This window comes from Salinicoccus siamensis, assembly GCF_042429615.1.
GTDB classification, from domain to species: domain Bacteria; phylum Bacillota; class Bacilli; order Staphylococcales; family Salinicoccaceae; genus Salinicoccus; species Salinicoccus siamensis.
The window spans coordinates 1-12,083 of sequence record NZ_JBHMAH010000008.1 but is presented as its reverse complement, the minus strand read 5'-3'; the positions used below and the strand labels follow the sequence as shown (position 1 = coordinate 12,083).

At 39.6% G+C, this 12,083-nt stretch carries 10 protein-coding genes and 2 pseudogenes; 7 read left to right on the top strand and 5 right to left on the bottom strand.

Going from position 1 to position 12,083, the window contains the following annotated elements; genetic code table 11:
* Positions 1 to 211: 211 nt before the first annotated feature.
* The 3 genes and pseudogenes from lipM to ACFFLE_RS03420 all read left to right on the top strand — a co-directional run.
* Positions 212 to 1,024, top strand: coding sequence for an octanoyltransferase LipM (gene lipM / locus ACFFLE_RS03430; protein ID WP_380569756.1), 813 nt, complete (start codon positions 212 to 214; stop codon positions 1,022 to 1,024).
* 45 nt (positions 1,025 to 1,069) lie between these two features.
* Positions 1,070 to 2,017 (top strand): lipoyl synthase, encoded by a 948-nt coding sequence (gene lipA / locus ACFFLE_RS03425; protein WP_380569754.1) that lies wholly within the window; start codon positions 1,070 to 1,072, stop codon positions 2,015 to 2,017.
* A gap of 580 nt (positions 2,018 to 2,597) precedes the next feature.
* Positions 2,598 to 2,961 (top strand): annotated as a pseudogene (locus tag ACFFLE_RS03420) (IS30 family transposase); the annotation flags it as partial.
* Positions 2,962 to 3,318: 357 nt separating this feature from the next.
* Here ACFFLE_RS03420 and ACFFLE_RS03415 read toward each other — a convergent pair.
* From ACFFLE_RS03415 to ACFFLE_RS03405, 3 genes and pseudogenes are all read right to left on the bottom strand, one after another.
* Positions 3,319 to 3,966: an ABC transporter permease gene (locus tag ACFFLE_RS03415; protein ID WP_380569755.1), complete on the bottom strand. Its 648-nt coding sequence runs from the start codon at positions 3,964 to 3,966 to the stop codon at positions 3,319 to 3,321.
* Positions 3,952 to 4,308 (bottom strand): annotated as a pseudogene (locus ACFFLE_RS03410) (DUF1348 family protein); the annotation flags it as partial. The pseudogene ACFFLE_RS03410 and the gene ACFFLE_RS03415, both read right to left, overlap by 15 nt.
* Before the next feature lie 134 nt (positions 4,309 to 4,442).
* Positions 4,443 to 5,693, bottom strand: a complete 1,251-nt coding sequence (locus ACFFLE_RS03405; RefSeq protein ID WP_380569753.1) for an amidohydrolase family protein — start codon at positions 5,691 to 5,693, stop codon at positions 4,443 to 4,445.
* A gap of 712 nt (positions 5,694 to 6,405) precedes the next feature.
* Between ACFFLE_RS03405 and ACFFLE_RS03400 the strand changes: the two genes are divergently transcribed.
* Together ACFFLE_RS03400 and ACFFLE_RS03395 are read left to right on the top strand one after the other, a co-directional pair.
* Positions 6,406 to 6,708: a DNA-binding protein gene (locus tag ACFFLE_RS03400; RefSeq protein WP_380569752.1), complete on the top strand. Its 303-nt coding sequence runs from the start codon at positions 6,406 to 6,408 to the stop codon at positions 6,706 to 6,708.
* A 66-nt stretch (positions 6,709 to 6,774) separates the two neighbouring features.
* The gene (locus tag ACFFLE_RS03395; RefSeq protein WP_380569751.1) at positions 6,775 to 7,272 is read left to right on the top strand and encodes a DUF1648 domain-containing protein; all 498 of its coding nucleotides are present in this window, start codon (positions 6,775 to 6,777) and stop codon (positions 7,270 to 7,272) included.
* A gap of 82 nt (positions 7,273 to 7,354) precedes the next feature.
* Here ACFFLE_RS03395 and ACFFLE_RS03390 read toward each other — a convergent pair whose 3' ends face one another.
* Complete coding sequence (locus tag ACFFLE_RS03390; RefSeq protein WP_380569750.1) at positions 7,355 to 8,140, bottom strand: SDR family oxidoreductase; 786 nt, start codon at positions 8,138 to 8,140, stop codon at positions 7,355 to 7,357.
* A gap of 343 nt (positions 8,141 to 8,483) precedes the next feature.
* On the opposite strand from ACFFLE_RS03390, the gene ACFFLE_RS03385 reads away from it, so the two are divergent.
* Both ACFFLE_RS03385 and ACFFLE_RS03380 read left to right on the top strand, forming a co-directional pair.
* Positions 8,484 to 9,638, top strand: a complete 1,155-nt coding sequence (locus ACFFLE_RS03385; RefSeq protein ID WP_380569749.1) for a hypothetical protein — start codon at positions 8,484 to 8,486, stop codon at positions 9,636 to 9,638.
* Between the two features lies 1 nt (position 9,639).
* A complete protein-coding gene (locus ACFFLE_RS03380) occupies positions 9,640 to 10,755 on the top strand; it encodes an SLC5/6 family protein (protein WP_380569748.1) in 1,116 nt (371 codons plus the stop codon).
* Between the two features lie 755 nt (positions 10,756 to 11,510).
* On the opposite strand, the gene ACFFLE_RS03375 is transcribed toward ACFFLE_RS03380, so the two are convergent.
* Entirely contained in the window at positions 11,511 to 11,999 is a 489-nt protein-coding gene (locus tag ACFFLE_RS03375; protein ID WP_380569747.1) for a MutS-related protein, read from the bottom strand.
* Between the last annotated feature and the right edge of the window lie 84 nt (positions 12,000 to 12,083).

Here is a 12,083-nt window from a genome sequence, read left to right as displayed (position 1 = left end):
GACACCATTGGAAGTCTTTTTGAGTTACATGGGTGAAAAGGAACTGTCTAGCTTATTTTGACAAACGAAAATATTAAAAAAATCACTGTTTTATAATAAACTGTGATCCACTTCTTTACTTTCACTCAAGGAATTTAATAATAAGAAAATATCTGTATTTTTTCTATCACTTGAAAAAATTAGGTTGGATCTAATAAGGAGGAGGATTATGATGCCAGAAGAATGGGGATTTTTGAATACAGGACACAACAATGCGGCTACGAATATGGCGATTGATGAGGCTTTATTAAATTGGCATAGTAGAGGAGTTATCCCCCCTACATTAAGATTTTACGGTTGGTCAGCACCCAGCCTATCCGTAGGAAGACTTCAAAGAGTAGATAAACGGATTGATTTTTCTGCACTTGAGCGATATAACTGCGATTTTGTTCGGCGTTTAACGGGCGGTAGCGCCGTACTTCATGATGATGAGCTAACCTATAGTATTGTCGTGACGGAGGATCATCCCTTCATACCCACATCTGTTCGTGAAGCGTACCATATTTTAACAAGAGGAATCTTAGAAGGGTATCGTAATTTGGGCATACAAGCTGATTATGCTTACCCATCGAGAGAAGAAATAATTAAAGGCAGATCATCGGTTTGTTTTGAACAGGCTGCTTACTATGAACTAATTATTGATGATAAAAAACTTTCAGGCAATGCTCAAGTACGCAAAGATAATGTCTTACTACAACATGGCTCAATTCCAATGAATATTAATGAAAAAATGTTGTTTGATCTTTTCCTTTTTCCGTCTGAAAGAATGAGAGAGAAAAAGCGTACTTCTTTTTATGAAAAGGCCATCGCTATTAATGAGATTACAAATCAAAAGTACACATACGATATGTTAGTGGACGCTTTTTATCATGGCTTCCAAACAGGCTTGGATGTCAAGTTTAAACCGATGACATTGACCGATGCACAGTGGAATGAAATCAATCAATTGGCAAAAAGCAAATACGTGACCCAAATTATGAATTAAAACAACTACTTGCAATATATCAACTACTGAAGGAGTGTACTTTCGATGTCTAAAAAAGAAGAGTACCTGCGTAAACCTAAATGGCTAGAAACTAAAATCAATACTAATGGATCATACTCAGGATTAAAGAAATTGATGCGAGATAAAAAATTAAATACGGTATGTGAAGAAGCAAGATGTCCAAATATTTATGAATGTTGGAGCGAGCGTAAAACTGCTACATTTATGATTCTTGGTGATACATGCACACGTGGGTGCCGATTCTGTGCGGTTAAAACAGGAATGCCGAATGAATTAGATTGGAATGAACCAGAACGTGTCGCGGATTCTGTACAAATAATGGGGTTGAAACACGTGGTTGTTACAGCCGTCGCTCGAGATGATTTAAAAGATGGCGGTGCGGCGGTTTTTGCTGAGACAGTCCGGGCGATCCGCAGAAAAAACCCTGGTTGCACCATCGAAATTTTACCTTCTGATATGAAAGGTGATTACGAGAGTTTACATACTTTAATGAGCAGTGAACCAGATATTTTTAACCACAACATTGAGACTGTGAGAAGATTGACTAAAAAAGTACGAGCTAGAGCAATGTATGATAGATCACTAACCCTGCTTCAGCGTGTGAAAGAGATTGCTCCTGACGTACCAACGAAATCAAGTATTATGGTGGGCTTAGGAGAAGAGAAAGAAGAAATCATTGAGGCCATGGATGATTTACTGGAAAACGATGTGAATATTATGACAATTGGTCAATACTTACAACCGACGAAAAAACATTTGCGGGTCGAGCGTTATTATCATCCTGATGAATTTGCGGAGTTAAAGCATATTGCACTATCAAAAGGTTTCCGTCATTGTGAGTCTGGGCCACTTGTCCGTTCTTCTTATCATGCAGATGAGCAAGTCAATCAAACATCAGCACAGCGTCGTATTAACTATATGAAAGGTTATGAAGCCCAGGAAAACTCCCAGGTTGACTTTACATTCAGGTGATAAACATAGTGATCATGAACACCTGTAATTATTCTGTTTCAACAAGTCAAGAATTCTCTTTCGGTGTGTGGTTCCAGTTCCTTTTTCCGGCGTGCTCTGAAAGACCTTGTACCCTTTAAGGTGTTCTTGAAGAAAAAAATTCCAAACTGATAAGGTCTGACGTACTGTTCATCTAAAGTATGTCAGACCTTATATTTTTCTTCGTTCCCTCAAAGGTTTTTTAAAGAAAATGAGGAGACTATATTATTATTCTTAGAACACTTTACAGAATTGAATTGAGGGAGGCTTGGAGTCTAATGATGTAATTATAATAATGCTTTCCCTCTATATTTCGTGTTATAATCTATTAACGTCTCATCTCTTCCAAATAAAAAATGCTTTTCCATATCTGGTGAATACTTCGAATTGAGTGTGTCTTGTCCGATAGCTTCAGCCCGTAACATTGTCGGCGATCCTCCACAGCATAACCCAATATCATTTATGTCGATACGATGTACATTGCCAGCCTATTCAGTGATTTCATAACGATTATGATACAGTGAATTCAACGCAGTCGTGACAGTCGTTTAAAACGGCAGGTGTCACACTAAAACCAGAAGGCCGAAACGGCGCAGGATGTCGAGCTTACCATCAATACATGGTGTCAAGAGATGCCCAAAAACCTATTCAAATCCATCACTTTCGACTGTGGCAAGGAATTCTCCAACTGGCAATCGATGAGCAATCGGAATGACCTGTCCGTCTACCTTGCCGACCCAAGGACACCATCCCAGCAGAGACTGAACAAGCATTCTAATGGATTGCTCAGAAGGGATGGATTGGCCAAAGATATGGATTTTAATACGGATAATCAGGCTTTTGTCTCATCCGTCTCTGCAAGAAGAAACCACATCCTAATAAAATCACTGAACTACTGCGCGCCACTGGAAGTCTTTTTGAGTTAATGGGGTGAAAAAGAACTGTCTAGCTTATTTTGACAAACGAAACTATAAAAAATCTAACTTAAATAATTGGAACTAAGTTGATCGGGTAATCCAAAAGTTAAACATTCATTCAAACCTTCAACCTTTGATTCTATTGAATGGCTTTCACATATATTAAAGTGCCCCAAAAGTTGAATTTTTGACTTCAACTTTTGGGGCATGCCTCACAACCACTTATATATTCCTTTTATCAAATACTTTTTAAAAGTCTCAATAAATCCTTAAATCCTTATAAAACACCTTGCTAGATGCCCCATCCTCTAGGGTATATTCTATCGCAAAGGCATTATATTATGAAATGAGCTTTGCTTTTCTATGTTATACTACATTTCGTTTATTAAACACCAGCCATGTGGCAGCGATGAAAATCACCATATAAACCACAATCACCGCAGCTGAGAATCCCATAGTCATCTCCTCTCGGATTGGACCAAACGAAGTGAAGTAGACAGATAAATCTGTGTTGGCAAACAAAATATACTTGGCCCATGCATATTGGGATAACGCTTGCGCAGCGGTTGTCCCGGCGAACATCATAAACATCGAAAGGCCGATCGCTAGGGCGCTGCTTCGGAAAATACTTGAAAGCATAAACCCAAATGTGGCTAGAATGATAATATTAATGAATTTAAATCCGGATTGAAGCAATATCTCGGACAGTATATCGTTACTTGCCAGACCGTCTGGCCGATTGACCAATATGTCTGGGTTGACGGCGGGTACCCCATACATAATCAGACCAATGAAAAAAGAGACGCCCAAGAGGCTCAACACTGACAATAAGACGAAGACTAACACGGCCACATATTTTGATAATAATATGGTCCCCCTCGAAATCGGCCGTATCAAAAGTTGTTTGATTGTGCCCCATCGGAATTCATTAGCCACACTGCCCCCTGCAATGATGATGGCAAACAGGTTGAGAAGCGATGTGGCAAAGTTGATGGATGGAAAGCGTCGCTTCATCAAGCCATCTGAAGAAAACTCCCAATTCTCATTTCCGTATGATCGGAACCAATTCCCGTTATCGTCATGCCACTCATATGCAAACCGCACTGCAAGGCGGTCGTCGGTAAATGACCATAGTTCCTTTATCAATCGATAGTCGAGCTCCTTAGCTCATTTTCTTTCGAGGAACTCTACGATTTCTTCTCGACCGGTTGGGAATTCGGTGCGGTTCCGCCAGCGGCTATTCTCTGTGTAAGCGAGGGACACTTTATGCGGGTTACGACTGTTCCAACTATCTTCAGCCATCCGGACTTTCTGCACGGCAGTTTCTTGCGTAAATAGAGGGACAAGTTTACTCATTATATCTCCTCATTTCTGATCTATTTACTTCAGCATATACAGATTTTTCTATATCTTCAAGTAATATAAAGTTAGTAATAACTTTAAGTTAGCCATGAAGTTTACACGTATTCTAAAGGGACAGTATGTTTTGTTTACTGTTGTCTGTAGATCTCCTCAATTTCCTCAAATTTCTTCATCATGCTATCGCTGTCCACTTGATGGTTTTTGATATCCTCATACATCAATATCTTTCCCGCCAAGAAAATGGCGTCGATGTCGAGGATATGCGCAAAATTTTCCAGTGGATTTTGGTTGAGTAATATGTAACCATCGTCTTCCCCTACAATCTTTTTGGCTTCAATTGTCGCCTTCCTCAATATCTCAAATTCAGTCAAGCCAAAGTTTTTAAATTCATTCAGCTCTTCAATCATACTAAGCCCGGGATACACCCACGTTCCCGCAGGTGCATCGGTACCGATATACACTTCGCCATCCATTTCAAGGTACTCACCTATAACCCGCTTCACCTGATCATACTCCCATTTTTGGCGCTTCTTGAACTCTGCACTAAGCTGCGCATCAATGGCTTCGAACTGAGCACTTATAGATAATTGCTCATCCGCTTCAAACAGTTTCATCTGCTTCGATGTTATCAATTCAGGAGGACTGTATGTGCGTCCTTCTACCAAGTGACGGTACAGGGTCAATGTCGGCACCAACTTCATTCCATTTTCAAGTAGGTATGACAATAAATCATTCAGCCTATCCGTATCTACTGGTTTGCTGGTGATTTCATCAAACTCATCATCTGATAGTTGACTATGATATCTGGGAAAAAGGTGTTGCACGATGCTCGATGCATGTTCAAGCCACTTCACGCCATACTCTGTTGCTTTCATCGCGTCGATGGACTTGGAATGTAGCAGATCAGCTGCAACCTCAAGACCAAGTGTGTCTCCCCTTTTTACCACAGCATCCAAAACATCTTCTTGGATGTTGCCATACACTTTGATGAACTTCGCATCTTGGTTATACAGCTCCTCGACAGTCTCCAGTGCCGTATTGATGTCATTGGTGGAAACATTGCCATAGGAAGTCGGCCCCCACAGACCAGGATCGCCGTCGATGAAACGATAAGTCGCGTATACATGCGGTGCGACATCATCCATCATCTGGATAAGTTCATAGTTGCCACCGGTATTTCTTACTGAAGTCACACCACTCGCCAAATAATGCTTCGCACTGACAGGTGTAATGTGAGTATGCATATCCACCAAGCCAGGCATCAGGTATTTTTGTGTACCATCTATTTCTTTATCATCACCTGATCGCAATTCCACATCCTTGACTTCAATGGTCCCTTTATCCAGATCGATCCAGTTGACGTTCTTTACTTTAATCATAGATACTGTTCCCCTTTGTTTATGTGAACTTCCTAGTTTTATGTATTAAATATAAGACTATAGTTGTGATAAATATGGACGATACCACTGTGAGTTTATGACTGATTTATATATGCTATTTCTTCTCGCAAAACGCCTTACACCTTCAATTTACCATTACGAGAAATATTATAAAGAATATGGCATAGACACCCATTAAGCCGAGAGATACTTGCGCCAATCGCGTCTTGATCGAAAAAGCAGGCATAAGCCCTACTCTAGTGATGTTTACTCCCATCAATAGTACCGCAAGGCTAAGAGAAGAAAGCGCGATGATAAATATAGCGTGTTCCAAAATTTATCTCTTCCTTTATAATTATTTGGTACACTATAAGTATAACATAATATCTAAACATTTAGATATTTGGCAAAGTAGGCATATTGCACGCACTATACTTTTCAAAAGAAGAACAAGAGACTTGTCTAAAATGTAAGTGGGAAACCATAAAATTGAAAGCACGATTATATAATATTCATTTTGTTATATTTTCAATTTAAGTGGTGACATCTGAGAATAATTTTATTAAAGGCGGTCGGCCATGAAAAAGTTTATATCCATTTCATTAGCACTCATTAACACACTAACTTTTGCGATCGGATTAGGCTTCTTATTTGGTGATGGCCAGGATTCCGAAATAAAATAATTATAATAGAATGAGAGGTAGTAAGCGAAATGCAAATAGAATTATCTGGATTAGTAGTAAGTATGATTATTTTGGCAGTTGGATTGGGTTTTATGGGATATTTTATTGGTGATGGCCTTAAGAATATTGGCAATCCTGATAGTGAGCATCCCGCTACTAATTTTATAAAAGAAGAAGATTTGCCAATATATTTTAGTTTAGATAAGGAAGAAATCAATGACTTATTAGAAAAGCATCCAAATGCGCCTAAAATAATCTTAAACGGCACAACGTATTATCCATACAAACATTTTTTAAATTGGCTCTCTTCAACCGAAATATATAAATCGTAAAATAGGTATCAAATGATAACGGATGTTTCTGGGCCACTACATTAAATCTGCTGAAAGGTAATTAACATGAAAGAAAGACCAAAAATTGACATACCTAAGACTTTGACTGAAAAGATCGCAAATATCATAGGCTATGGTTTTTTCATCGGATCCCTAATCTATGTGATCATCACATTCTCTTCCCTACCTGCAGAAGTACCTGCTCACTTTGGAGCAGATGGTGAGGTCGATAGATATGGGTCGAAGTATGAAATGATTGTCCTCATCGTCATACCACTGCTCTTGGTACCGGGACTCAAGGCGTTGGACCGATTTCCGGAAATGCATAATTATCCAAAACGTATGGACGCATCTAATGTCAGGGAGTTCTATTTGAATAACAGACTATTACTTAATTTAACAACAAATGGGACGCTGATCGTATTTGCAATTCTATATATCGAGATTACTAACCACGGACTTACCGGCTCATCTACATTCGGCGTACTTCTAATGCCCTTGATTCTTTTGTTTGTACTGGGACCGATAGCATGGAAAATGATCGAGCGCTTCAAAATAAAATAATAAATGATTAAAATACCTCATAATAAAAAAGAAGTCGGTAAATATTTTTCCGACTCCTTTATACGTCTAGTAAACTATTATTCTAAATCTCAGTCTCCCAGTCTTTCTGCTCTTCTTTACGCATATCTTCTGCCGTATCTTCCGGATAGACGACCCTGAATTTATGATGCTCTTTTGGAATGATCCCCACCATCTTATCGATCATCAGCTGCGGATCCATCTGATGGTTCAGACTATCCCCGCTTGCTTCCAACTTATCTTTCGAAGTGTGGTGTTCCTCCTCGTCGTACCACTTCCAGTTTGCTGCGACTGCACGGTCATTGAAGCCTGTGCCGAATCTACCGGGGTTAATAGTGGCAACTTTGACATTGAACTCCTCCATCTCCTGCTTCAGCGCTTTCGCTATGGCACCGATGGCGTGCTTCGAGGATGAATAGAGTCCTTTATAGGCAGAGCTCATCTTTTCTGCTTTTGACGATATGAAAATGATTTTACCCTGCCGCTTCTCTACGAAATGTTCAGCTGCGATACGAACGGTTTCTAGTGTGCCGAATACATTGATTTCATATAATCGTCTAATGTCAGCCATCGGCATCTCCCATATCGGCCCACCTTCATTGATTGCTGCATTGGCTACGAATATATCATAGTCATATCTTTTCATGGCTTCGCGGTCATGGGCATCTGTGATGTCCATCTTGAAGACTTCAAGATCTACACCCGCTTCCTGTCCTTCTTCACGCAATCCTCCAATCTGTTCCTCTTTTTCAACAGTGGCAATGACCGTGTGACCTTCGCGCGCCAGTCCAATCGCTGTGCCTTTCCCTAAACCTGATCCTGCACCTGTAATCATGATTGTCTTAACCACTCTTAATTGCCCCCTCATTTTCTATTAATAGTTTTAATCTTCCCTGTCGGTATCTTCATAAACGCTTGTGTCGCTCCCCAACAGATTGCATTCCAGATTTGTCTCTCCAATTATATACTATTTGAATTATATTTCAGCTGCATGGGTATAATAGTCTTATAAATACAAATTTCTTTATCCGTAAAATCATATTTTGCTTTTGATATGTTAAAACTCATATTATCAGCAAAGATCTCTAAGTGATTAATGGTAAGGAATATTATTCTATAATAAAGATGGTCAATATTTTAAATACCCATCATTATCTTTCTATATTATGCATTCTAATGAAAGGAGTGAGCTGGTGGAAAAAGTTGTCGTGGGTCTCATCACCGCCCCCGGTCTTCCGGAAGAGTTAATAAAAGATATGCTAGAAGATTTGAGCGAACTATCCAGTAAACACATTGATGACAAAGTCGATTGGCAATTCGATTATCAGACCAATCCATTAGCCGCTTCCGCCGAGTTCATCGATCAGACATTCGAAAAAGCGGAAGCCATCCGAGAGGATAACCAATGGGACTTGGCAATCGCAATCAGTGACCTCCCCAGTATATCCAGTAATAAGATCGTCGTTTCAGAAGTGAATTATGAACAGACGATATCACTGCTTTCAGTACCGTCACTTGGCGCCATTAGGGTTAAGAAAAAACTGCAGAATCTACTAATGCATCACATTACATGGCTGCACCGCAAAGATTTATCTGAAACACCTGAGGGCATACGCTTGAGCTTCATCAATCAGATCACTGAAGTGTCGACTTCTGAAGATGAGGTGAGCAATAAGCGGTACATACGGAAATCGACGGTAGCCGGGTGGAGTAAACTTGTTGCAGGCATGACGTTGATGAACGAGCCATGGACGGCCTTAAATAACCTCAAGACCATCGTCGCATTATCATTTGCCACGGGCACATACATTTCCATTTTTTCTATACCTTGGGAATTGAGCCTGGATTATTCCTTGTGGCGATTTATGATGCTGACATTCATTGCGATATTTGGTGTTGTTGGATGGCTGATATATGCACATGATCTATGGGAATTGGTTTCCAGTAAAAATCAGCGGTCATACCGTCATCTATATAACTTCACCACAATGGCCACCTTGTTGTTCATTACAATCGTAAACTACTTGGTCGTCTACCTATTGCTCATAATATCGGTTATCGTATTTGTGCCAATGGGACTTTTTGAAAACTGGACTAGGATTGAACCTGATGTGGAATGGACGGATTATTTAAATCTGGTATGGTTTTCTGCCTCTGTAGGAGTCCTAGCAGGTGCCTTGGGCTCCACTGTCGAAGATGAAGGAACGATTCAGAATGTGACGTATTCCTACAGACAAATGTACCGATATAAGCAAATAGAAGAAGAAAATGAAGAAACTACAAAAGAAGAACAGACCGAAGAGCATGCAGGCACAAAACAAACTCATGATAAGTCAGAGGATGATTGATATGAGCAATAGATATGTTGGCATCGTCGCAGCGCCAGGTGCGCCAGATGAACTTGCGAGAAAAATAAAAGAAGAATTGCCGGAGGTGCTTTCCGAGGAATTTGAAGACGATCATGAATGGGAAGTCGGCGTCCATGTAGACCCACTTACGAGTTATGCAGAGCTGACGAAGGAGTTGTTTCAGAAAACAGATCAATATTACCAAGATAGTGATTGGGATTATACTATCTTCATCACAGATCTCCCGTTATACCATAACGAGAGTATTATCGGCATAGATATAAATGAAGCCACTGAGGTTGGATTGGTGTCTTTGCCCGCCTATGGTTGGCCTCCTAACAAACAGAGTGTTCTCGAAACCATTGTGACCCTGATCACTTCGGTCCAGGCAAAAAATGACAAGGAATCCACCGATTCAAATGAAGAGAATCGTAGGAATTTGAAAAGGATATTCAACCGATACTTTAAATTCAATAAACTTCATTATGAGAAAAGTCATAACGATGCCACCGATTCCGAGCATTCAATATATCAAATGAAGAATAATTTGCGGGGATATTTACGACTGATCAGTGGAATGGCTTGGGCGAATAATCCTTTAAACATGATGTTGGTTTTGAGCTCAGTAGTAGCACTTGCTTTTGCGACAGGTTCCTTCAGTATGGTCTTTTCTACTATGTGGAGCCTAAGCGATTTGTTCTCTATCTGGAGGATGATTGCTGTTTCAATATTCGCTTTAGCCAGTATGCTAGTGTGGATCATTATCTCCCATGATCTATGGGAAAGGCTAGAAGAAGGTGAGGATAAAAGATTTTTGAAGTTATATAACGGTGCGACAGTTGTGACTTTGATCATATCATTGGTGTTTTATTTCACTGTGTTGTATCTGATGTTCCTGACCGGTTCCCTTGTGCTACTACCACCTGACTTTATAATAAGGAATATTGGATTAGAACAGATAGACATCCGCTTTTACCTTAAGCTAGCATGGTTCGCCACATCACTTTCAACAGTTGTAGCTGCAATCGGAGCGGGTGTTCAAGACGAAAATATAATGAAGGAAAGCACATATGGCTATCGACATCGCCTGCGTTCACAAGAAGCCAGTGAGGAATAACTATTCATTATTTAGTGTGATTTTGTCTAGTTTCTAGATAGCTAATACTTCTTATGTTTAAAGCTTTAACACTGTTATCATACAGCAGTTCAAACCTTGAATGAAGCCTACTATTACAAGTTCTAAAATATTCTCAGGAAGGAATGTAAAGAATGGGATTCTATATAATGATTTTTTCATTCCTAATCGGTGTATACTTGACTGTGTCAGGTATTTCTCGCAGAAAATACAATTCACTATATAAAATTTCAATAGCGCTTGGAATTATGCTTATTATATTCGCTGTCTACCTAGCATGGCCAAAATAATGTTAATCTTAAATATGCTCTGGGTATTTTCTAAATAATTATACATTAGGTTCAGTTTTGTGATTTTACCTTGCTTCTCCTAATATAGGATATATGTGGTCACAGCTATAATGGAACTAACATGTCCTCAGAAATTTCTGAAGACACTACAGATACTTTAAAAAATAAGCGATCCCCTAACCTTAGATATGGCTTAGGGGATTGTGTTTTTCAGACAGTATTTTACAACTATGAGTCAACTTAAAAAACTACATCTTAATAGGACTGTTCTATAAGTCGTTTAGACTCCTTATAAATCGATTTTGGAAAGTTGAATATTCTGAGCAGCTCCAGCGCATTGGATGTTTGGGCTGGACCATTTTTAATTTGATAATCAAAGAATATATCACTGTCTTCTAGCACTTCAGAAAAGTGATACATCGCCATTTCATTACGCAATGTGTCTGTCTATTCTATATCATGAGTAGCTGCCACTAAAGAAATTTTCTTATGCGTACTCAAAAATCTCAACAGTACTTCTGCTGCTGCTAAGCGTTCTTTCGTATTCGTCCCCTTGAATATCTCGTCAATGAAGCAATAGAAATGAGCATTACTGCCATTCAGGGCTTCGATTATTCTTTTCAATGATTTGATTTCACTGATGAAATAACTATCCCCTTCCGAGATACTGTCTGAAATATCCATTGAAGACAACACTCTACCAGGCACGTATTTAAAGTAGCCACTGGTTGAGGTATTGATGCCATTACTCAGAATGACATTCACGGCCAATGATTTCATAAAAGTGGATTTGCCGGAGGCATTCGACCCGGTGAGCAAGATATTTTGTCTCAAATCAATTGAATTGCTGATGGGTTCAGTAATCAATGGATGATATACGTCGTGTGTTACTACACTTTCATCTCGCACTACATTCGGGATGGCGTAATAAGGCAACTAAAGTGGACCCCATTGTCAAGACACGGATTTTATGAAAATAAGGTGGGGCCTCAGTTCTGTTCCTTCCCCGCTTTTCCGAGA

Excerpts from the sequence above, each read along its gene's own strand:
- lipM (WP_380569756.1), top strand. The coding sequence starts at position 212 with ATGCCAGAAGAATGGGGATTTTTGAATACAGGACACAACAATGCGGCT.
- lipA (WP_380569754.1), top strand. The coding sequence starts at position 1,070 with ATGTCTAAAAAAGAAGAGTACCTGCGTAAACCTAAATGGCTAGAAACT.
- ACFFLE_RS03415 (WP_380569755.1), bottom strand. The coding sequence starts at position 3,966 with ATGAAGCGACGCTTTCCATCCATCAACTTTGCCACATCGCTTCTCAAC.
- ACFFLE_RS03405 (WP_380569753.1), bottom strand. The coding sequence starts at position 5,693 with ATGATTAAAGTAAAGAACGTCAACTGGATCGATCTGGATAAAGGGACC.
- ACFFLE_RS03400 (WP_380569752.1), top strand. The coding sequence starts at position 6,406 with ATGCAAATAGAATTATCTGGATTAGTAGTAAGTATGATTATTTTGGCA.
- ACFFLE_RS03395 (WP_380569751.1), top strand. The coding sequence starts at position 6,775 with ATGAAAGAAAGACCAAAAATTGACATACCTAAGACTTTGACTGAAAAG.
- ACFFLE_RS03380 (WP_380569748.1), top strand. The coding sequence starts at position 9,640 with ATGAGCAATAGATATGTTGGCATCGTCGCAGCGCCAGGTGCGCCAGAT.